The organism is Thermomonas sp. (genome assembly GCF_041905325.1).
Lineage (GTDB): Bacteria > Pseudomonadota > Gammaproteobacteria > Xanthomonadales > Xanthomonadaceae > Thermomonas.
This window is the reverse complement of the sequence record NZ_JAYRLK010000012.1, coordinates 1-21,592: the sequence shown is the minus strand read 5'-3', so window position 1 is coordinate 21,592 and position 21,592 is coordinate 1. Positions and strand designations below refer to the sequence as shown.

At 66.0% G+C, this 21,592-nt stretch carries 19 protein-coding genes and 1 pseudogene; 13 read left to right on the top strand and 7 right to left on the bottom strand.

The features are described from left to right. The first annotated feature begins 10 nt into the window (after nt 1-10). The 8 genes from ACE3OK_RS11260 (at nt 11) to ACE3OK_RS11225 (ending at nt 6,783) form a co-directional block, all read left to right on the top strand. Complete coding sequence (locus ACE3OK_RS11260) at nt 11-1,261, top strand: hypothetical protein (RefSeq protein ID WP_374249638.1); 1,251 nt, start codon at nt 11-13, stop codon at nt 1,259-1,261. Then, the gene (locus ACE3OK_RS11255; RefSeq protein ID WP_374249637.1) at nt 1,258-1,641 is read left to right on the top strand and encodes a putative zinc-binding protein; all 384 of its coding nucleotides are present in this window, start codon (nt 1,258-1,260) and stop codon (nt 1,639-1,641) included. The genes ACE3OK_RS11260 and ACE3OK_RS11255 overlap by 4 nt, the downstream gene beginning before the upstream one ends. After that, complete coding sequence (locus tag ACE3OK_RS11250; RefSeq protein WP_374249636.1) at nt 1,634-2,485, top strand: SCP2 domain-containing protein; 852 nt, start codon at nt 1,634-1,636, stop codon at nt 2,483-2,485. The genes ACE3OK_RS11255 and ACE3OK_RS11250 overlap by 8 nt, the downstream gene beginning before the upstream one ends. A 73-nt stretch (nt 2,486-2,558) precedes the next feature. After that, complete coding sequence (gene nadA / locus ACE3OK_RS11245) at nt 2,559-3,587, top strand: quinolinate synthase NadA (RefSeq protein ID WP_374249635.1); 1,029 nt, start codon at nt 2,559-2,561, stop codon at nt 3,585-3,587. After that, a complete protein-coding gene (locus tag ACE3OK_RS11240; RefSeq protein WP_374249634.1) occupies nt 3,584-5,008 on the top strand; it encodes an L-aspartate oxidase in 1,425 nt (474 codons plus the stop codon). The genes nadA and ACE3OK_RS11240 overlap by 4 nt, the downstream gene beginning before the upstream one ends. A 98-nt stretch (nt 5,009-5,106) precedes the next feature. Then, nucleotides 5,107-5,685 (top strand): TMEM165/GDT1 family protein, encoded by a 579-nt coding sequence (locus tag ACE3OK_RS11235; protein ID WP_374249633.1) that lies wholly within the window; start codon nt 5,107-5,109, stop codon nt 5,683-5,685. A gap of 14 nt (nt 5,686-5,699) precedes the next feature. Continuing rightward, the gene (locus ACE3OK_RS11230) at nt 5,700-6,461 is read left to right on the top strand and encodes an S-methyl-5'-thioinosine phosphorylase (RefSeq protein ID WP_374249632.1); all 762 of its coding nucleotides are present in this window, start codon (nt 5,700-5,702) and stop codon (nt 6,459-6,461) included. Between the two features lie 115 nt (nt 6,462-6,576). Next, nucleotides 6,577-6,783 (top strand): cold-shock protein, encoded by a 207-nt coding sequence (locus tag ACE3OK_RS11225; protein ID WP_374249673.1) that lies wholly within the window; start codon nt 6,577-6,579, stop codon nt 6,781-6,783. A 147-nt stretch (nt 6,784-6,930) separates the two neighbouring features. Here the strand turns inward: ACE3OK_RS11225 and ACE3OK_RS11220 are convergent, their stop codons facing one another. From ACE3OK_RS11220 to ACE3OK_RS11210, 3 genes are all read right to left on the bottom strand, one after another. Then, a complete protein-coding gene (locus ACE3OK_RS11220) occupies nt 6,931-7,236 on the bottom strand; it encodes a hypothetical protein (protein ID WP_374249631.1) in 306 nt (101 codons plus the stop codon). Nucleotides 7,237-7,444: 208 nt separating this feature from the next. Next, nucleotides 7,445-7,756, bottom strand: coding sequence for a hypothetical protein (locus ACE3OK_RS11215; protein WP_374249630.1), 312 nt, complete (start codon nt 7,754-7,756; stop codon nt 7,445-7,447). 121 nt (nt 7,757-7,877) lie between these two features. After that, nucleotides 7,878-9,053, bottom strand: coding sequence for an acetyl-CoA C-acyltransferase (locus ACE3OK_RS11210; RefSeq protein WP_374249629.1), 1,176 nt, complete (start codon nt 9,051-9,053; stop codon nt 7,878-7,880). A 163-nt stretch (nt 9,054-9,216) separates the two neighbouring features. Here ACE3OK_RS11210 and ACE3OK_RS11205 point away from each other — a divergent pair, with 163 nt between their 5' ends. Further along, the gene (locus ACE3OK_RS11205; protein ID WP_374249628.1) at nt 9,217-12,123 is read left to right on the top strand and encodes a S8 family serine peptidase; all 2,907 of its coding nucleotides are present in this window, start codon (nt 9,217-9,219) and stop codon (nt 12,121-12,123) included. 79 nt (nt 12,124-12,202) lie between these two features. Here the strand turns inward: ACE3OK_RS11205 and ACE3OK_RS11200 are convergent, their stop codons facing one another. The 3 genes from ACE3OK_RS11200 to ACE3OK_RS11190 form a co-directional block, all read right to left on the bottom strand. After that, entirely contained in the window at nt 12,203-13,360 is a 1,158-nt protein-coding gene (locus tag ACE3OK_RS11200) for an isovaleryl-CoA dehydrogenase (protein WP_374249627.1), read from the bottom strand. 71 nt (nt 13,361-13,431) lie between these two features. Further along, nucleotides 13,432-14,532: a Glu/Leu/Phe/Val dehydrogenase dimerization domain-containing protein gene (locus ACE3OK_RS11195; protein ID WP_374249626.1), complete on the bottom strand. Its 1,101-nt coding sequence runs from the start codon at nt 14,530-14,532 to the stop codon at nt 13,432-13,434. A 168-nt stretch (nt 14,533-14,700) separates the two neighbouring features. Next, on the bottom strand, nt 14,701-15,522 hold the full coding sequence (locus ACE3OK_RS11190) for a ChaN family lipoprotein (RefSeq protein WP_374249625.1): 822 nt from the start codon (nt 15,520-15,522) through the stop codon (nt 14,701-14,703). Between the two features lie 87 nt (nt 15,523-15,609). On the opposite strand from ACE3OK_RS11190, the gene ACE3OK_RS11185 reads away from it, so the two are divergent. The 4 genes and pseudogenes from ACE3OK_RS11185 to ACE3OK_RS11170 form a co-directional block, all read left to right on the top strand. Further along, complete coding sequence (locus ACE3OK_RS11185; protein WP_374249624.1) at nt 15,610-19,113, top strand: methylmalonyl-CoA mutase family protein; 3,504 nt, start codon at nt 15,610-15,612, stop codon at nt 19,111-19,113. A 2-nt stretch (nt 19,114-19,115) separates the two neighbouring features. Further along, nucleotides 19,116-19,637, top strand: a complete 522-nt coding sequence (locus ACE3OK_RS11180) for a hypothetical protein (protein ID WP_374249623.1) — start codon at nt 19,116-19,118, stop codon at nt 19,635-19,637. Next, the gene (locus tag ACE3OK_RS11175) at nt 19,618-19,821 is read left to right on the top strand and encodes a hypothetical protein (protein WP_374249622.1); all 204 of its coding nucleotides are present in this window, start codon (nt 19,618-19,620) and stop codon (nt 19,819-19,821) included. Before ACE3OK_RS11180 ends, ACE3OK_RS11175 begins: the two co-directional genes overlap by 20 nt. 179 nt (nt 19,822-20,000) lie before the next feature. After that, nucleotides 20,001-20,126: pseudogene (locus ACE3OK_RS11170) on the top strand (IS30 family transposase); the annotation flags it as partial. Between the two features lie 162 nt (nt 20,127-20,288). Here ACE3OK_RS11170 and ACE3OK_RS11165 read toward each other — a convergent pair. Beyond that, complete coding sequence (locus ACE3OK_RS11165; protein ID WP_374249621.1) at nt 20,289-21,518, bottom strand: diguanylate cyclase; 1,230 nt, start codon at nt 21,516-21,518, stop codon at nt 20,289-20,291. Nucleotides 21,519-21,592: the final 74 nt, after the last annotated feature.

Genomic DNA, 21,592 nt, shown 5'->3' with positions numbered 1-21,592 from the left:
TCCGGTTGCGATGACCAAACTGGTGATGCAGCAGGCGCCGACGCCGGCCATGCCGCGTCGGTTCCTGCTGTCCGCGTCGCTGTGGGGCATGGTGGCGGGTGCGCTGCTGGTGCTGGACGACGGCAGCGCGCTGGCATCGCGCTGGGGTGGCGGCACGCTGGCCCTGGCGCATGCCTTCACGCTGGGGGTGCTGGGCAATGCCATGTTCGGCAGCCTGCTGCAATTCCTGCCGGTGGCGGTGCAGGTGCGGGTGCGCGACGGGCACGCGGCGGCGGCGCTGCTGCATGCACTGTTGAATGCGGGGGCGGCGCTGTTGGTGGTCGCGCTGCGCTGGCCTGCGCTGGTGTCGCCGCACTGGGGTGGCGTGGTGCTGGGCGGCGCGTTCCTGTGGCTGCTGGCGATCCTGTTGCCGGGGCTGTGGGCGGCCGGCGGGCAGCGTTTCCTGCGCTGGGGAATGGGCTGCGCTCTGCTGGCGGCGCTGGTCACCGCCGGGCTGGGCGTGCTGCTGGTGCTGGGGGTGGCGGGTACGGTCGTCATCGCGCAGCCGCTGCTCACCGATGTGCATGCCGGCTGGGGTGTGCTGGGCTGGGTGCTGGGCCTGCTGGCGGCGGTGGCGCGGGTGGTGGCACCGATGTTCCAGGGGGCCAGGCCGGCCCCGCTGCGCATGCAGGGGGCATGGCAAGTTGCCTTGTACGGACTGTTGCTGGCGATGCTGATGATGGCGCTGGCCGGGCGCGTGCTGCCGGGTGCGCGCATCGGTGGCGGGCTGCTGTTGCTGGCGTTCGCGCTGGGGGGGCTGTTGCTGCAAGTGCGCGCGGGCAAGTTGCGCAGGGTGCCGCTGACGTTGTTCTGGCGCTGCGGCCTGCTGGCGCTGGCGGCGGCTGCCGGCAGCATGCTGGCCGGCGATGCGCACGTCGTGCAGGCGGGCGTGCTGGTGCTGGCCATCGGCTTGCCGCTGCTGGTGACCGGGATGCAACTGGAAATCACCGGCTTCCTTGGCTGGATCGAATTGCAGCGGCGCTGTGGGCGTGGCGTGCACTTGCCGGGCGTGCATGCGCTGGTGCCGGCGCGCGACAAATGGGCGTTGTTGGGCTTGCAGCTTGCCGCCGGCTTGACGCTGGTCATGGCGTGCCTGCGCGTGATCCCCGCCAATGGCGCAGGCGTGGCGCTGCTTCTGGCCCATGCGGCCGGCGTGCTGGTGCAATGCGCGGCGGTCTGGCGGGCGCGCCAATTCGAACGGCAGCGGGAGCGGATGCGATGAGTGAAAAATTGCCGTTGGTGTATGCCTGTTCGGGCTGCTCCAGCGCCGCGCAGATGGCCAATCACCTGGCGCTGCGGCTCGACCGCGAAGGCGTGGCGGAAATGTCCTGCATCGCCGGCGTGGGCGGTGGCGTGACCGGTCTGGTGCGCACCGCCCGCAGCCGACGCCGCATCCTTGCGCTGGATGGTTGCGTGCTGGCCTGCGCGGCGGCCTGCCTTGCACAGGCGGGCGTGACCGCAGATCGGCATCTGCTGTTGTCCGCCCACGGCGTGAAGAAACGCAAGCATGCCGATTACGATGCGCGGGAGGCGGCGGCGCTGTATGCCGCCGAAGTCCTGCCCGCCGCCCAAGCCCTGCACACTGGAGCCCGCCATGATTGAACATGCCCCCGGCCTGACCCCTGTCCGCGTGGCCATCGACGGTGTCGATGACGGTTTGGTGTTGCTGCTGGCCGCGCGGGCGCGGCTGGCGCGGCTGGCCGGCCGGTTGAAGGCGCAGGCCGGCATGCGGGGCCGCGATGGCCTGCGCGAAGCCCGCATCCGCCGCCGTGCCGAGGCGCTGGCCGCCGTCGTGGGCCTGGCACCGGGCACCGCCAGCGGCGTGCTGGGGGTGGCCATCGGCGCGGCTTGTCGCGCCCAGGGGCTGGATTCTGATTTGGATCAAGGTGGTGGTGCCGACGCAGGCCGCATGATGCCGGCCACCATGCACACGCACGCCACCGCCACGCCGTCACCGGCCCATTCCCTGCTGCGGCTGCTGCCGCCGCCGCGTCGCCTCGCCCCGCTGCTGAAAGTCGTGCCGCCCGCGGTGCAAGGCCGCCTGCTGGAGCGCGCCATGGCCAAGGTGCTGGCCGGGCCGCTGGCGGGCGATGCGCTGGAGTTCATGGCGGGTCGCCGCCTGGGCATCGAAGTGTCGGACCTGGGCCTGCGCTGGGTGGTGGAGTTGCAGGGTGAGCGCCTGCTGGTGGTCGATGCCCCCGCCGAAGCCACCGTGCGCGGTACCGCCACCGACCTGCTGCTGCTGGCGGGGCGGCTGGAAGATGCCGACACGCTGTTTTTCCAGCGCCGGCTGGTGCTGACCGGCGATGTCGAGCTGGGCCTGACCGCGCGCAACCTGCTGGACCGCCTGCCGTGGGAAAAAGTGCCACTGGGGTTGCGCATCGCCCTCAATCGCGGCGCGCGTTTCGCCAGTGCCGCACGCACGGCCTACCACGCCAAAGCCTGAGTTTCGCTAGAATCTGCACCTGCCCGCGCCGGCCACGCCGCGCGGGCATTGCGTATTCCCCCCTTGAGCTGAAATGAACGCATTCTCCGTACCGGCCTGGTCCCCCGAACTCGAAACCCGTTACGCACCACTGGTCGAAAAGCTTGAACAGTTGATGCCCTGCATGGAGGTCCCGCTGCATTTGCCGTGGGTGGCCGCCATCGAGGAACTCAAGCGCGAACGCGGCGCGGTGATCATGGCGCACAGCTACCAGTCGCCGGAGATCTTCCACGGCGTGGCCGACATCACCGGTGATTCACTGGCGCTGGCGCAGGCCGCGGCCCAATGCGACAGCGACCTGATCGTGCTGTGCGGCGTCCACTTCATGGCCGAGAGCGCCAAGATCCTCGCGCCCGGCAAGACCGTGCTGATCCCGGACCTGGAAGCCGGCTGCTCGCTGGCCTCCTCGATCACCGCCGCCGACGTGCGCGCGCTGCGTGCGCAGCATCCCGGCACGCCGGTGGTCAGCTACGTCAACACCAGCGCGGCGGTGAAGGCCGAATCCGACGCCTGCTGCACGTCGGCCAATGCCGTGCAGGTGGTCAACGCGATTGCCGCGGAGTTCGGCGTGCGCAAGGTCATTTTCCTGCCCGACCGCTACCTGGGGTCGTGGGTGGCCACCCAGACCGACATCGAGCTGGTGCTGTGGAACGGCGTGTGCGAGGTGCACGAGAAATTCACCGCGATGGAGGCCCGCCACACCCGCGAGCGTTTCGACGCGAAGATCGTGGCGCACCCGGAATGCGCACCGGAGGTGCTGGCCGAGGCCGATTTTGTCGGCTCCACCAGTGCCATGGGCAAGTGGCTGGAGAAGGAAAAGCCGGAGCGGGTGGCGATGATCACCGAGTGCTCGATGGCCGACAACCTGCGCAACCAGTTCCCGCAGGTGCAGTTCATCAAGCCCTGCAACCTGTGCCCGCACATGAAGCGCATCACCCTGCCCAACATCCATGCCTGCCTGCGCGACATGCGCAACGAAATCCACGTGCCGGCGGACGTGATCGTGAAGGCGCGGCGCGCGCTGGATCGCATGCTGGCGGTCGGGCGCGGCGAAAAGGTGTGAACACGGCGGACCCCATCCTCGTCGTCGGCGGCGGCATTGCCGGATTGACCACCGCATTGGCGGCCGCGCCCGCGCCGGTGCTGTTGCTGACCCGTGCGCCCGGTGCGCGCGGTGCCGCCAGCGCGATGGCGCAGGGCGGCATCGCGGCGGCGATCGATCCCGGCGACACCGCGCAGGCGCATGCCCATGACACCTGCGTGGCCGGCAGCTTCCACAACGACGCGGCGATCGTCGACCTGTTGACCACCTGCGCGGCCGATGCCGTGCAATGGCTGCAGGAGATCGGCGTGGCATTTGACCGCGAACCCGATGGCAGCCTGCAGTTCGGGCGCGAAGGCGGGCACGACCGCCCCCGCATCGTCCACGCCGGGGGCGATGCCACCGGGGCGAAGGTGATGGAGGCGTTGGTGGCCACCGCGCGCGCCGCCGGCCACATCACCCGGCGCGCCGGTGTCGAAGTGGACGGCCTGGTATTGCGCGACGGCCGCGCCTGCGGTGTCTGCCTGACCGAAGCCGACGGCACCCGCACGGTGGTGCATGGCCGTGCCGTGGTGCTGGCCACCGGTGGCATCGGTGGACTGTTCGCGCAGACCAGCAACCCGGCCGATGCCGATGGCAGCGGGCTGGCGCTGGCGCAGGCGGCGGGTGCCGCCCTGCGTGACCTGGAGTTCGTGCAATTCCACCCCACCGCACTGGCCTTGCCCGGCCTGCACAGCCTGCCGCTGGTGACCGAGGCGCTGCGCGGCGCCGGTGCCACCCTGCGCGACAGCAAGGGCCGCGCGCTGATGGCCGGCGTGCACCCGCTGGGCGACCTGGCCCCGCGCGACATCGTGGCGCGGCAAGTCTGGCAGGCCTGCCGCGACGGTGGCGCGTTGCTGGATGCGGCCGTGGTCGGTGCCGATTTCCCGCGCAAGTTCCCGACCGTGTTCCATGCCTGCATGGACCATGGCATCGACCCGCGCGTGCAGCCGATCCCGGTGACGCCGGCGGCGCACTTCCACATGGGCGGGATCGCGGTCGATGCCGATGGCCGCAGCTCGCTGCCGGGCCTGTACGCGGTGGGCGAAGTGGCCTGCAACGGCGTGCATGGCGCGAACCGCCTGGCCAGCAATTCGCTGCTGGAAGGGGTGGTGTTCGGGCGTCGGCTGGGGGCGTTGTTGCGGGGGCTGTCGGCGGAGGCGGTGGATGGCGGTCATTACCGTTTGCTGCACCGTCCGCCCGCACTGGCAGATGCCGAGTTGGTGGCGGTGCGGACGTGGCTGATGCAGGCGATGGGGCCGTTGCGCACGGAAAGCGGGTTGCGGGAGGGACTTCAGGCCTGTGCCGGGTTGCAGGGGTGGCAGGCCACGCTGGCGACGGCGTTGCTGGACGCCGCGTGGAAACGCAAGGACAGCCTGGGCGCGCATTTCCGCGTGGATTGAGCCCCCCGGCCGGGTGCGTTGCATGATCGTGAATGGCACCTCCGATTGGGTCGGGAGGGTGCACGTTCGGTTCTCCGTTGCCCGGCCCGGGATCACACATGGAAGCTTTGCTCGTCTCCACCGGCGTCGTCGCGCTTGCCGAAATCGGCGACAAGACCCAGTTGCTGGCGTTCCTGCTGGCGGCCCGCTTCAAGAAGCCGTTGCCGATCATCCTCGGCATCCTGGTGGCCACCTTGCTCAACCACGGGCTTGCCGGTGCGCTCGGGGCCTGGATCACGGCCACCGTCAGCCCGTCGACATTGCGCTGGGTGCTGGGGCTGTCGTTCATCGGCATGGCGGTCTGGACGCTGATTCCCGACAAGATCGAGGAAGAGGAGGCGCAGGTGGCGCAGCGGTTCGGCGTGTTCGGCGCCACGCTGGTGACCTTCTTCCTGGCCGAGATGGGCGACAAGACCCAGATCGCCACGGTGGCGATGGCCGCGCATTACGGGACGCCGCTGCTGGTGATCGCCGGCACAACGCTGGGCATGTTGATCGCGGACGTGCCGGCGGTGTTCGTGGGTGACAAGTTGGCGGCGAAGATTCCGATGCGGCTGGTGCATGCGGTGGCCGCCGCCGTGTTCGCGGTGCTGGGCGTGGCGACATTGCTGGGTGCCGGAGCCCGGCTGGGGTTCTGACGGAGGCGTATTCCATGCAGGAGGGCATCATGCTGGATCTGGCGGTGATCGGGGGCACCGGCGTGTACGCGCTGGGGGCGTTGGCGGATGTCGAAACGGTGGAGCCGCAGACCTCTTACGGCACGCCTTCCGGCCCGATTCGCATCGGTACCCTGGCCGGCAAGCGGGTGGCGTTCCTGGCCCGCCATGGCGAAGGTCATTCGCTGCCGCCGCACAAGATCAACTACCGCGCCAACCTGGCCGCCCTGCGGGCAGTGGGGGCGAGGCGGGTGCTTGCGCTCAATACCGTCGGCGGCATCGGTGCCGCCTGCGGTCCGCGTGTGCTGGCCTGCCCGGACCAGTTGATCGACTACACCTGGGGCCGCATCGCCACCCTGTGCGAAGAGCCGGGCAGCGAGGTGCTGCATGTGGATTTCGGTGACCCCTATACCCCGGCGTTGCGCCGGCAGGTGGTTGCCGCTGCCGCGCAGGCCGGCGTTGCGCTGGTGGATGGCGGTTGCTATGGCGCCACCCAGGGGCCGCGGCTGGAGACCCGGGCCGAAATCGCGCGGATGCGTCGCGATGGCTGCGACCTGGTGGGCATGACCGGCATGCCCGAGGCCGGCCTGGCGCGCGAACTGGGCCTGGACTATGCCTGCCTGTGCATCGTGGCCAACTGGGCGGCCGGGGCGGGGCCGGACGTGGAGGAAGTCATCACCTTGCAGGACGTCCTGGACAACGTGGCCGTGGCGATGGCCGGGGTGCCGCGGATCCTGCATGCGCTGCTGGCGGATTGAGGCGGGGCATTGCACCGCAGCCCGGTTGTTGCATACTCGCGCGGTGTCGCCGCATGCGGCGCACGCCATGCAGACGGTATCTTTTTCCACACATCCGCAAGAGGTCTTCGCAACCATGCAGTACGGCACCGTGAAGTGGTTCAACGACGCCAAGGGTTTTGGTTTCATCGCGCCCGAGGATGGCAGTGCAGACGTGTTCGTGCATTTCTCCGCGATCGACGCGAGTGGCTTTCGCAGCCTGCAGGAAGGCCAGCGGGTCAGCTATGAAGTGCAGCAGGGTGCCAAGGGGGCGCAGGCGGCGGGCGTGAAGCCCGTGACCTGAAGGTGGTCATGCGGTGAGTGCGTGCCGCAAGATTTTCGAACCCCGCCCCGCGCGGGGTTTTTTGCGGTTGCTAGGGGCGTTCGAAGTTGCTGAAAAAAACAAGGCCCGCCATTGGCGGGCCTTGTGGTGCAGCTGATGTGCCTTGAATTACTTCTTGGCAGCGTCGGCAGCCGGGGCAGCCGGAGCAGCAGCAGCGTCGGCAGCCGGGGCAGCCGGAGCAGCGGCGGCGTCGGCAGCCGGAGCGGCAGCGGCGTCGGCAGCCGGAGCGGCAGCGGCGTCGGCGGCCGGAGCGGCAGCAGCGTCGGCAGCCGGGGCAGCGGCAGCGGCGTCGGCCGGAGCAGCAGCGGCGTCAGCAGCCGGGGCAGCAGCGTCGGCGGCCGGGGCTTCTTCCTTCTTGCAGGCCGACAGGGCCAGGACGCCAGCGGCGAGGAGCACGAAAAGCTTGTTGTTCATGGAAATCTCCAGAGAGGGTTGACTGAATTGGAACGTGGATGTGGATCAGGCAACGCCAGTGCGCTTAGCGAACCGGTTTGGGCCGGCGGGTCGTTCACTGACTTTCGTCTTTCCCGGTCGCCCGGGACACGAAAACGCCGTCGGCCTGCCGACGGCGTCTCCGATTCTTTCAAGCAATCGGATCGGCAAGTGTGCTTGGCCTATCCGATTACTTCTTGGCTTCCGGCTTGGCTTCCGCCGAGGTGGCAGCCTTTTCGGCGTCGTCCGCAGCCTTCTGGGCGTCGGCCGGGGTGGCAGCGGCATCAGCCGGAGCGGCAGCAGCATCAGCCGCCGGTGCTTCGGCCGCAGGAGCCTGGGCGGTGGCGTCGGCAGCCTGGGCGGCAGCTTGGTCCGCAGCGGCCTGATCGGCAGCGGCCGGGGCCTCGGTGCTGGCAGCGGTATCGGCAGCCGGCTCGGACTTGCTGCAGGCGGTCAGGGCCAGGCCCAGTGCCATCGCCAGCAGGATCTTGTTGATCGACATGATGCGGTTTCCTCGTCTTGAATTCTTGGCAACGCAAAACTGCGTGCCCTGACATGATGCCGCGCCTGCGGCCAGTGTCAAGGGTTTGGCCGATTTTTTTTCGATTCAGCGTTAGCCCGGCTTACGTCAGCTCGATGGCCACGGCCGTCGCTTCGCCGCCGCCGATGCACAGCGAAGCCACACCGCGCTTGCCGCCGCGAGCCTGCAAGGCATGGATCAGGGTCACCAGCAGGCGGGCGCCGCTGCAGCCGATCGGGTGGCCCAGCGCCAGCGCGCCGCCGTTGACGTTGAGCTTGTCGTGGGCGATGCCGAGGTCGCTCATCGGCGCCATCGCCACGCAGGCGAACGCCTCGTTGACTTCGAACAGGTCCACGTCGGCCACGTTCCAGCCCGCCTTGGCCAGCACCGACTGCACGGCCGCCACCGGGGCGGTGGTGAACCATTCCGGTGCCTGCGAATGGGTGGCGTGGGCGACGATCCGGGCCAGCGGCTTGGCCCCGGCGGCGGCCGCGGCCTCGGCCGACATCACCAGCAGCGCGGCGGCACCATCGGAAATCTTCGACGACGAGGCGGCGGTCAGCACGCCGTCCTTGCCGAATGCCGGGCGCAGTTCGGGGATCTTGCCCAAATCAATCTTGCCGGGCTCCTCGTCCTTGTCGACCACCACTTCGCCCTTGCGGGTCTTGACGGTGACCGGGACGATCTCGGCGGCGAACGCGCCGGCGGCCTGCGCGGCCTGCGCGCGGCGGGCGCTTTCGGCGGAGAACGCGTCGACGGTGGCGCGGTCGTAGCCGTACTTGGCGCAGGCGGCATCGCCGAAGATGCCCATCGCCTTGCCGTCGTAGGGGTTGGTGAGGCCGTCGTAGGCCATGTGGTCGAGGAACTCGGCACTGCCGTAGCGCACGCCGGTGCGCGAGCCGTTGAGCAGGTGCGGGGCGTTGGTCATCGACTCCATGCCGCCGGCGACGACCGCCTTGGCGGAGCCGGCCTTGATGATGTCGTGGGCCAGCATCACCGCCTTCATGCCCGAGCCGCAGACCTTGTTGATGGTGGTGCAGCCGGCGGCATCGGGGATGCCGGCACTGCGCGAAGCCTGGCGCGCGGGTGCCTGGCCGAGGCCGGCCGGCAGCACGCAGCCCATGATCACCTCGTCCACCTGCTCGGCGGCCAGCCCCGATTGCGCCAGTGCGCCGGCGATGGCGGCGCTGCCCAGCACGGGCGTGGGCGTGCCGGTGAACTGGCCGAGGAAGGAACCGATGGCGGTGCGCTTGGCACCGACGATGACGACGTCGCTCATGGGAAGCTCCGGAAATGTGGGGCCGGGCAGGCCGGCAAGCCCCGATTATCGCGCGAATCGGGGCTGCATGCTGCGCCGCCGCAAACAGGCCCGCAGGCATTGCATGAACAAGCGGTGCGGACTACAACGGGAGGCAATGCCTGATGCCTGCCGGGAGCCCGCCATGTCGCCTTCGTCTTCGCGCCGCCTGCTGCCTTCGTCCCCCGTCGCCTTGTTGCCCTGCGCGATCGCGCTGACGCTGGCCGCGTGCGGTGGTGGTGGCGGGGGCAGCGTGCGTTCCGATCCGCCGCCGGTCACGCCTACCGGCCCGGGGTTCACCCCCACCGTGGCCAACGATGCCAGCCTGGTGGTCAACCCGCCGGCCGTGCCCACGCTGGCCGCGCCGGCCACGCTGCCGCAATACAGCCAGCATTTGCAGCTCACCAATGCCGCCGGCGCGCTGGGGGCGGGGTTGATCGGCAGGGGGGTGACCATCGGCCTGATCGATACGGGGGTCAACCGCAGCCACCCGGCGCTCAGCGGGCGCGTCACCGCCAGCTTCATCCACGTCGATCCGAACACCAACAACACCAGCGTGGATGACGTGGTGGGACACGGCACCACGGTGGCGCAGATGGCGGCCGGCAAGGGCATCGGCAACTGGGGCGGGGGCGTGGCGCAGGGTGCCAACATCGCCTCGTCGCGCATCATCAGCGACACGCCGCCGGTGGACGATGGTTCCGGGGCGGGCACCGAGATCCATGCCGGCGAGGGGTACGGGGATTTCTTCAAGGGCATCAACGGCGAACTGGCCGATGCCGGGGCGAAGATCATCAACAACTCCTGGGGCGGGTTGTACTGGAACGATCCGGCGCTGACCACCGAGCTGGCCAACGCCTGGAAGGATTTCGTGGTGACCCGCGGCGGCATCATCGTGTTCGCCAATGGCAACAGCGGCGGCGACCCGCGCTATGCGAGCGAGCCTTCGGACAATGCACGCCTGCCCACGCTGGCAGGTGATGCACAACTGGAAAAGGGTTGGCTGACGGTGGGGGCGCTGGACCCGAACAATCCGACGCAGCTGACGGCGTATTCGCAAAAATGCGGTTCGGCGATGCATTACTGCCTGGTGGCACCCGGCAACGTGATCTTCATCGACCCGCAGGCCAAGGTGGGCGATGCCAGCTATGCCCTGTACCAAGGGGGCGGCACTTCGTATGCGGCACCGCAGGTGGCCGGCGCGGCGGCGGTGGTGTGGTCGGCGTTCCCGTATTTCAGCAACGACCAGGTCCGGCAGGCGCTGCTGGGCGGGGCCAGGGACCTGGGCGCGGCAGGCGTCGACCCGGTGTTCGGCTGGGGCTTGCTGGACGTGACCAAGGCGGCGATGGGGCCCAGCAATTTCGCCTGGGGCGATTTCAGCGTGGCGTTTTCCGGCAACTCGGTGTGGCGCAACGAAATCGTCGGCAGTGGCGGGCTGGTCAAGAACGGCAGCGGCACGCTGACCTTGCTTGAAGCCGGCAAGTTCACCGGTGCCACCGTCGTCAATGCGGGCGGGCTGGACGTGCGCAAGGGCCTGCGTTCGAACCTGACCATCGCCGACGGTGCCACGGTCTGGGCCAGTGGTGCGCTTGCCGGCCATGTCACCAACAGCGGCAGGTTGTTCAGCGGGGCGAGCACGCCGGCCAGCATCGGCGGCAACTTCAGCCAGTCCTCCACGGGCAATCTGGGCGTGTGGCTGGGCAGCGCGCTGCGCGTGTCCGGCAGCGCGACCTTGAACGGCACCCTCTCCATCCTCGGGGTGAAAAGCGGCTACACCACCACGGCCAGGGAAACCCTGCTGAATGCCGCAGGCGGGGTGAGTGGCACGTTTTCGTCCTTGAAGGCGGCACCGAACGTCTTCCTGGATGCCGCGCTGGCCTACGACCCCAACAACGTCTTCCTCAACATCAATCGCATCGACGTCACCAAGGCGGTGGCGGGCATGGGGCTGGAGGGCATCAGCGTGCCGACCGCCGTGCGCGTGGAAGCGGCGATGCAGGCCATCGACGTGCAGCTGGGCGGCAGCGTGCCGGGTGGCATCGGTGCCAGCTTCATCGAGGCCGCGGGTGCCTTCCAGCAAGCCGGCAGCGTGGCGCAGGCGGAGCGTTCGCTGCGCAGCCTGGCGGGGGAAATGCACGGGGCGTCCACGGCCTTGACGCTGGAAGCCGCCGATGCCGGCCGGCGCGCGCTGGGGCAACGGATCGACACCCTGCGTGCAACGCCGGCGCGTGCGGGTGGCTGGTATCGCGACCTGGCCAGCGATGGGCAACTGGCGCAGGCGGGCCAGGATGCAGTGGGGCTGGATTCCACGGGTGAAATGATCGGCAACGACTGGCGGGTTGGCACGGATGCGGTGGCCGGCATCGCCATGCACAAGCTGGAGCAGAGCAGCTGGCTGGGGGCATTCGGCGACCGCAGCCGTGGCCACCAGCGCGAGGTGCGGGTGTACGCGGCCGGCATGCGGGGGCCGTGGCAGTGGCAGGCGCAGTTCACCCACGGGGCGTTCCAGCGGCAGCTGCAGCGCAACCTGCTGCTGGGTGAGATGCAAGACGCGGTGGCCACGCAGCTTTCCGGCCACTACCTGGGGGGTTATGCCGAGGTGGGCGGGCGCGTGCAGCTGCACGGCATCGCACTGACCCCCTATCTGGGCAGCCAGTACATGCGTGTGGCCAATGCCGGATTCTCGGAAACGGGGGCCACCGGCTTCGGCCTGCGCGCGAATGCGTGGGACGCCAGCCGCTGGCAGATGCTGGCGGGGCTGCGGGCCGCACGCGAATGGCGCTGGGGGACTGCCGTGCTGCGCGCCGATGCACGGGCCGAATGGCAACAAGCACTGGCCACGCACGGAATGGCGTTCGCGGCCAGCTACGTCGGGTTGGAACAATGGGCTCCCTTGCAGGGCATGCAGCTGGCACCGCGCGGGCAAACCCTCGGGCTGGGGCTGGCGGCGGTCTGGCAGGACCGCGCGACGTTCCGCTTCGACCTGAGCCGGTACGGCGGCACCCTGGGCAAGACCGGCTTGGCCACGCTGTGGGCCAGCTACCGGTTCTGAGCGCGAACACCCTGCCGGTTGCAGGCGGGGTGGTGCGCCCAGCGCCGGCAGCGGCCGTTACCGCCGCCGGGACGCTGCCTCAGTGATTGCCGGCGAACAGCTCGCGGCCGATCAGCATGCGGCGGATCTCGTTGGTGCCGGCACCGATTGCATACAGCTTGGCATCGCGCAGGATGCGGCCGGTCGCGAATTCGTTGATGTAGCCGTTGCCGCCCAGCGACTGGATCGCTTCCAGCGCCACCTGCACCGCCGCTTCGGAGGCATGCAGCAGGCAGGCGGCGGCGTCGATGCGGCTCTTGTGGCCATTGTCATAGTCGCGCGCGACCTGGTAGGCGAACGCGCGGCTGGACTGCAGCGCCGTGTACATGTCGGCGATCTTGGCCTGCATCAGCTCGAAGGTGCCGATGGCCTGGCCGAACTGGCGGCGCTCGCGCACGTAGGGCAGGGCGATGTCCAGCGCCGCCTGCATCAGGCCGATGGGGCCGCCGGACAGCACCAGGCGCTCGGTGTTCAGGCCGCTCATCAGCACCTTGACGCCGTTGTTGACCTCGCCCAGCACGTTCTCCTGCGGGATCTCGCAGTTCTCGAACACCAGCTCGCAGGTGTTGCTGCCGCGCATGCCCAGCTTGTCCAGCTTCTGCGCCGTGCTGAAGCCCTTCATGCCCTTCTCGACGATGAAGGCGGTCATGCACTTGCTGCCCAGCTCGCGGCTGGCGGTGCGCATGTACACGATCAGCACGTCGGCCTCGGGGCCGTTGGTGATCCACATCTTGTTGCCGTTGGCCACCCACACGTCGCCCTTGAGTTCGGCGCGGCAGGCCATCGAGCCCACCACGTCGGAACCGGCCCCCGGTTCGCTCATCGCCAGTGCGCCCTTGAACTCGCCGCTGCACAGCTTGGGCAGGTATTTCGCCCGCTGCGCGTCGTTGCCGTTGGCGTACAGGTTGTTGACGCAGAGGTTGGAATGCGCGCCGTAGGACAGGCCGATCGCACCCGAGGCGCGGCTGATCTCTTCCATCGCCACCAGATGGGCCAGGTAGCCCAGCCCGCTGCCGCCGTACTCGCCCGGAATGGTCATGCCCAGCAGGCCCATCTCGCCCAGCATCGGCCACAGCTCCTGCGGGAACCAGTTGTCTTCGTCGGCCTTGGCCGCGCGCGGCGCGATTTCGGTTTCGGCAAAGCGGCGAACGGCGTCGCGCAGGGCATCAAGGTCTTCACCAAGGGGGAATGGGCGCATGGGGGGGCTCGTGAGGGTGGAGGGGGCGGTACTTCAAGCCCTCCCCGCGCGGGGGAAGGCGGCGCGGCGCATCAACTTCCGCGCACGCGACCCTGGAAGCGCGGTTGGCTGCGGCCCAGCGGCAACTTGAGCTTGCCGATCTTCTCGATGCGCTCTTCGGCCAGGCGGTCGGCGGCGCGGTAGGTCGGGATGCCGTCGCGGTCGGCGATTTCGTAGATGCGGGTGAGGTTGTGGTAGATGGTGCGCATCATCCGCATGGCGCGCTCGCGGTTGTAACCGTCGAGTTCCAGCGCCACGTTCATCACGCCGCCGGCGTTGACTGCGTAGTCCGGCGCGTACAGGATGCCGCGCCGGGTCACTTCGTCGCCGATCTCGTTGTTGGCCAACTGGTTGTTGGCCGCACCGCAGATCACCTTGCATTTCAGGCGCGGCAGGGTCTGTTCGTTGACGGTGCCGCCCAGCGCGCAGGGCGAATACACGTCGGCCGGCACGTCGTAGATTTCGTTCAGGCCAACGGCTTCGGCACCGTATTCCGACGTGGCCTTTTCCACCAGCGACGGGTTGATGTCGGTGACGAAGATCTTGGCACCGCGTTCCTTCAGCAGCTTCACGTATTCCATGCCGACGTGGCCCAGGCCCTGCACGGCGTAGGAATACTTGCCCACGTCCTCGTTGCCGAATTTCTTGTTCAACGTGGCCATCAGGCCCTGCAGCGCACCGTAGGCGGTGAACGGCGAGGGGTCGCCGGAACCGCCGTGGACCTGGTGCACGCCGGTCACGTATTGGGTTTCGCGGTAGACATATTCCATGTCGCTGACGTCGATGCCCACGTCTTCGGCGGTGATGTAACGCCCGCCCAGCGATTCCACGAATTGGCCGAAGGCACGGAACAGCGCCTCGGACTTGTCCTTGGCCGGGTCACCGATGATCACCGCCTTGCCGCCGCCGATGTTCAGGCCGGCCACCGCGTTCTTGTAGGTCATGCCGCGCGACAGCCGCAGCACGTCGTTCAGGGCTTCGGCTTCACTCTGGTAGGGCCACATGCGGGTGCCACCCAGTGCCGGGCCCAGCACGGTGTTGTGGATGGCGATGATCGCCTTCAGGCCGGCGTCCTTGTTGTGGCAGAACACGACCTGTTCGTGGCCGTAGGTGTCGAGCGTTTCGAAGATCATTGCGAAAACTCCGGCCGCGACCGGAGGTGGAAACCGGAGGCGGCGGCAGGCGGGATGGGGGCGAGCGGGCCTGCGTCCCGGCAGGGCCGGCAATGCAGGGCCGGCATTCTAATGCCAACCTCCGCGGGGCGCTTGAATACGGGTGCGTATCGTTTGCGGCTTGCCGTGTCAGTCGCGCGCCTGCGGCGGCTTGAAGCCGGCGCAGGGATCGGGGCGCACGCTGGCCGGGATGCGGTGGGTTTCATCGAATGCGGACGTCTCCGTCGCCGGCTCGAGGAACCCCACGCTGCGCGGATTGAAACCGGCCAGACGCAGCCAATAGGGCACCGCGATGTCGCGCCGCACATGGCCATTGCCGGCGATCAGCACCACGCCGCGGGCGGCGTGGGTGCGCAGGGTCTCGGCCATCACCACGTCGCGGGCGATCTGCGCCTTGGCCATGGGGCTGACGAACGGCTCCGGCAGCGCACCGCAGTGGCTGTCGCGCACCTCGGTTTCCTGCGCGGCCAGCACGGCGGCGGGCAGGGCGTCCAGCCGGTAGCGGGCGATCAACTCGGCCGGCAGCGCGGCGGCAAAGCCGTCCTTCACCACCTTCGAGGCATCGCCGCGCGACAGGTTGGCGGCCAGCAGCGGCAGCTTGAACTCCAGCGCCAACTGGATCACCGGCTTGTAGAAATCCCAGTTCCAGCTTGCCTTGGCGGGCGCGACCCGGGCGAGCACGCAGTCGGCATCGGCACACGCGGCCATGGCGGCTTCCAGCACCGGCTGCTGGGCGGTGTCGAACTGCTCCATCGCAATGGCGGGCCGCCAGCCGGCTTCGATCTTTCCGCGCAGCAACGCCGCGCGTGCGGCGTGACCGGCGGCACTGTCGTGCACTTCGCCCAGCAGCAGCACCGGGGGTGCCGGGCGTGCGGGTGCGTGCGTGCAGGCGGCAAGCGTGCAGGTGGCAAGCGTGGCGGCAACCAGCAAGGTGGGCAGGCGTCGGGTCATGGCGGCTGGATACGGAGGCGTCGGGGGCATCCTACCTTGCGCGTTACAATCGGCGATTGCCATTTCCAGAATTGTGGATGCAGTCGCATGAGCAGCCCGGCCCCCTCGATGACCCACCTGAACCCCGAAGCCACCCCCCTGCGCTTCGTCACCGCCGCCAGCCTGTTCGACGGCCACGACGCCGCCATCAACATCATGCGCCGGCTGATCCAGGCGCAGGGCGCGGAAGTCATCCACCTGGGCCACAACCGCAGCGTGGAAGACGTGGTGCGCGCGGCGCTGCAGGAAGACGCCGACGCCATCGCGCTGTCGTCCTACCAGGGCGGCCACGTGGAATACCTGAAGTACATGGTGGACATGCTGAAGCAGCGCGACGCCGCGCACATCCGCGTGTTCGCCGGCGGCGGCGGCACCATCACCCCGGAGGAAATCCGCGAGCTGGAGGCCTACGGCGTCGAACGCATCTACCACCCCAACGACGGCATGCACATGGGGCTGGTGGCGATGATCGAGGATGTCATCCATCGCGCGGGCGCCGCCCGCGATCGAAATGGGGGTCAGAGTCGACTTTCCGTTTCCGGGCCGTCGGGCGCCAGTCAAAACGGTGGGAAAGGCGACTCTGACCCCCATTTCGATGCCGCCTCCGAGATCCACGTGGGCCGCATGCTCTCCGCCATCGAGGAATCCGCGCTGGCCGAGTCCGAGCTGGCCCACCTGCGCAAGCAGTGGCAGCTGGCCGGCGGCAAGACGCCGGTGGTGGGCATCACCGGCACCGGCGGCGCCGGCAAGTCGTCGGTGACCGATGAATTGCTGAACCGTTTCCTGGCGCAGTTCCCGGAGATGCGCATCGCCGTGATCTCGGTGGACCCCACCCGCCGCCGCACCGGCGGCGCGCTGCTGGGCGACCGCATCCGCATGAACTCGCTGCGCTCCCCGCGCGTGTTCATGCGTTCCATGGCCACCCGCCGCCAGCACATGGCCACCAACGTGGTGCTGAAGGACTGCATCGCCTACCTGCGCTCGCTGGCGTTCGACCTGGTGATCGTGGAGACCGCCGGTATCGGCCAGAGCGACTCGGAGATCGTCGACCTGGTCGACTTCCCGATGTACGTGATGACCAGCGACTTCGGCGCGCCCAGCCAGCTCGAGAAGATCGACATGCTGGACTACGCGGAACTCGTGGTGCTCAACAAGTTTGACAAGCGCGGCGCCGAAGACGCCCTGCGCGACGTGCGCAAGCAGTGGAAGCGCAACCGCGTGGCGTTCCAGACCAAGGACGAGGACGTCCCGGTCTATCCCACCATCGCCAGCCAGTTCAACGACCCCGGCCTGAACTGGATGTTCGCCAACCTGTGCCGCCTGCTGCGCGAGAAGCTGGCGCTGCCGGCCGACGTGCTGCAGCCGGCGCTGGACACCACCCTGAAGGAACCCCGCGCCACCGTCCTCATCCCCGGCGCGAGGGTGCGGTATTTGGCTGAAATCGCCGAGCAGGGCAGGGCGATCAACGCCCGCATCGAGTCGCAGGCGGAGATCGCCGACCGTGCGCAGTCGCTGTGGGACGCGCTGAAGGAACTGGGCGACGCCGCGCTGCCCAAGGCGCTGGACCTGTACCCGGCCGAAGCCCTCACCGAGGGCGACGACCGCAGCCTGAAGACCCTGCGCCAGCGCTATAACGACGCCATCCAGTCGCTGGATTCCGAGGCGCTGAAGCTGCTGCGTGACTGGCCGGCGCGCCTCAAATCCATCACCGAGCCGGTCAACGAATACCAGGTGCGCGACAAGACCATCCGGGTGGAGAACTACCGCGAGTCGCTCAGCCACCAGCAGATCCCCAAGATCGCCGCGCCCACCTACAAGGCCTGGGGCGAGCTGCTGGTGTTCCTGCAGAAGGAAAACCTGCCGGGTTACTACCCCTACACCGGCGGCGTGTACCCGTACCGCCGCACCGGCGAAGACCCCATCCGCATGTTCGCCGGCGAGGGCACGCCGGAGCGCACTAACCGCCGCTTCCACTACCTCAGCCTGGGCCAGCCGGCCGCGCGCCTGTCCACCGCCTTCGACAGCGTGACCCTGTACGGCGAAGACCCGGCGCCGCGCCCGGACATCTACGGCAAGATCGGCAACTCCGGCGTCAACGTCCCCACGCTGGACGACATGAAGAAGCTGTACTCCGGCTTCGACCTGTGCGCGCCCACCACCAGCGTGTCGATGACCATCAACGGCCCGGCACCGATCATCCTGGCGATGTTCATGAACACCGCCATCGACCAGCAGGTGGAGAAATACCTGAAGGCCGACGACGCCCGCTGGCAGGCGGCGCAGCAGAAGATCGAACAGCTGTTCGAAGGCCGCCAGCGCCCGGCGTATTCCGGTGCGCTGCCGCAGGGCAACGACGGCCTGGGCCTGGCCCTGTTGGGCGTGACCGGCGACCAGCTGGTGGATGCCGAGACCTACGCGCGCATCAAGGCGGAGACGCTGAAGACCGTGCGCGGCACCGTGCAGGCCGACATCCTGAAGGAAGACCAGGCGCAGAACACCTGCATCTTCAGCACCGAGTTCGCCCTGCGCATGATGGGCGACATCCAGCAGTACTTCGTGGACCACGCCGTCCGCAACTTCTACTCGGTGTCCATCTCCGGCTACCACATCGCCGAAGCCGGGGCGAACCCGATCAGCCAGCTGGCCTTCACCCTGTCCAACGGCTTCACCATCGTGGAGTACTACCTGGCGCGCGGGATGAAGATCGACGACTTCGCGCCCAACCTGAGCTTCTTCTTCAGCAACGGCATGGACCCGGAGTACACGGTGATTGGCCGCGTGGCGCGCCGCATCTGGGCCCGCGCCATGCGCGAGCGCTACGGCGCCAGCCCGCGCAGCCAGATGATGAAGTACCACATCCAGACCAGCGGCCGATCGCTGCACGCGCAGGAAATCCAGTTCAACGACATCCGCACCACGCTGCAGGCGCTGTACGCGCTGTTCGACAACTGCAACAGCCTGCACACCAACGCCTACGACGAAGCCATCACAACGCCCACCGAAGAAAGCGTGCGCCGCGCCGTGGCCATCCAGATGATCATCAACAAGGAGCTGGGGCTGAACTTCTGCGAGAACCCGTGGCAGGGCAGCTTCATCGTCGACAAGCTCACCGACATCGTGGAAGAGGCCGTCTACAAGGAGTTCGAGGCCATCAGCGAGCGCGGCGGCGTGCTGGGCGCCATGGACACCATGTACCAGCGCGGCAAGATCCAGGAAGAGAGCCTGTACTACGAGCACAAGAAGCACGACGGCAGCCTGCCGCTGGTGGGCGTCAACACCTTCCTGCCCAAGGAGCACGGCGGCGACATCGTCACCGAGATCGAGCTGATCCGCTCCACGGAAGAGGAGAAGGGGCAGCAGATTGCGAACGTGGCGGGCTACCAGGGCAACCGTAACGAGTTCGCGGCCGATGGGCTCAGGTCACTGCAGGCCACCGCGCGCGAACGGCGGAATGTGTTTGAATCGCTTGTGGAGGCAGTGAAGACGCACTCGCTGGGGCAGATCAGCCATGCGTTGTATGAGGTGGGTGGGGAGTATCGAAGGAATATGTAGCCATGCCCAGTCTTGCCGCCCAGATTCGTGAAGCTTTGGCCGCGTTTGCCGATTTGCGAACGCCACCGGCTCTGATCGGTGGTTTGGCGTTGGCCATGCACAAGGTGGTGCGCGCTACCCGTGATGTGGATTTCCTGGTCGATGCCGAAGATGCTGACCGCCTGCACGGACTGCTGCTTGGGCTGGGATATCGCTGCTTGCACCGCAGCGTCGATGCGGCAAATTATCTGCGCGGGGACGAGGGGTTGGATGTGCTGTTTGCCCATCGATCTGAGGCGCTGCGCTTGCTCGCTACAGCCGAAACCCGGGAAACCGGACTGGGGCGACTGCGCGTGATCGACGCTGAAGGATTGATCGCGTTCAAATTGCAGGCACTGGTCAACGATCCCTCGCGGGGACGCGATCTGGACGACATCCGTTCGCTGCTGCGCAACAACGCCGGCTCGCTCGACATGGCGCGGGTGCGGCGCTACTTTGCGATCTTCGAACGCGAGGCGTTGCTCGATGAACTCGTTGGCGGATAACACAACGCGACCTGCCGCGAATGCGCGTGAACCCGTGCTGGTGGCGGAAGCCGGCGTGCCGTTCCATGCTGTGCCCGAGGGCGATGGCGCCGATGCATGGCTTGATCTGATGGCGGTGGTGGAGGCGTTGTGCCCGGAAGGAGCGGTGCCGCAGCCTGTGATTCTTCGGGATTGCAGGCTGTAGAGAAGCGAGCGTCTTGGGTGTTATTACAAAGTCGACTCTGCCCCGGGTTTTCGACCGGGTTTTCGCTGGTTCAGGCGGCTTGTGGCCATGGGCAACTCCACTTGGCAATGAATTCGCTCAGGCTAAACCGCCTGAGCCCATTTATCATCGATGGTGTTGCGTTACGCAGTTGAGCTCACACCGATGATTACTTGCGCTGGGTCGAGCAACGTCTTTACAACCGCCCACGCAAGGTGCTTGGATACAAAACCCCCATCGCCGTCTTCAACGAAGACTTGTCAGTCACTGTTGCGAATCGGAGTTGAATCCACCGGGGCACCGATTGCGCTTGTGGCCTACGGCCGCGAGAACCTCAACGCTCTTTGCGACAGCGGGCTGGGATTCGTTGTCGTGGGGCATAACTTCTAATTAACCGGCGGCACGTAGTGCCGTCCAGTGAGCGAATGCGAACGAGGTTGAATTATTTGTTATGCTATACACACTCGATTTCTACCGTCATTCTTCGCATGATATAAAGCACTATCTGCTTCTAGAAGTAATGTTTCTTCTGTTTTTTTATGTAAAATATTATCTGAACAGGAAACGCCAAAGCTCATGGTGAGAGAGAATCTATCATTATCTCTCTCAAATTTGAGCTCAGAGATCGCTTGGCGAATACGCTCTGTAATTAGCAGCGCATCTGTAGTATTAGTTTCACCCAATATAATTAAAAATTCTTCACCGCCGTAACGCCCAACACAGTCATAACTTCTTAAGTGACTAGTTAAACTTTTACTTACCTCTTTCAGAACTGTATCACCAGTGATATGACCATATGTGTCATTTATATGTTTGAAATGATCTATATCAGCAAGTATTACGGTGGTAGGTTGATTTTTTCTTGCGTCTTTTTCGAGAGTGTTTTTTAAAAATCCCATGATGGCACCTCGATGAAAGATGCTAGTAAGTGCATCACGAGAAGATTGCTCTTTGAGTTGCGATAACGCAGTTATCAACTGGTTATTTAAGTCATAAATATGCTGATAAAGGCGGCTTTTTTCGACTAAAACAGATATTTGCCTTGCAATACTAATAAATACCTTTTGGTGAGCGTCAATGTATGTGTTCTTTTCTTTGCTAGAAAAGAAAATAAATCCAATAGGCTTATCATCTGCAATAAGTGGACAGGTTAAACTTGATTGAATACCTTCAGAAACTATCAACTGAGTGGACAAAGACTTTGGGTTATTAGCTAAATATAAGTGTAGGTCATTAAGAATGCGGGGTTGTTGTGTTGTTAGAATTTTCTCCAAACTACTCCCCGCTAATGATGCAGTGTATCCTTTTTTTATTCTTGTTTTTTCTGGATAATTGGTTTTTGTCCAATGAGCTATAACTTTTTCATGATCATCAGATATTAATGCGTAGCCGATTCTGTCATAAGGTATTATTATATGAAATGTATCATAAATGCGATTTAGAACATCATCAAGTACACTGCCTTTGTTGATTTCAGTGGATATCTCTTGAATTTTATTGAACTCATCAAAGCGAACATCAAGCCACGCAGCCAACTGAATAAACTCAGATTCAAAATCAAGTATAGGTTCTATATCAGTATCTTTAGGAAAAGATAATGAACAGTTGCCATCTTTGATTTGTTTTATTGCTTCTCTGTATGCGACTAATCTTTGAACTGATAGCGTTATATTGGTCATACCTTATCCTTGTTGGGATAGCCAAATTCTCTTATAGCATAACGTGAAGTAGACGGCGAAAACGCCGTATACGC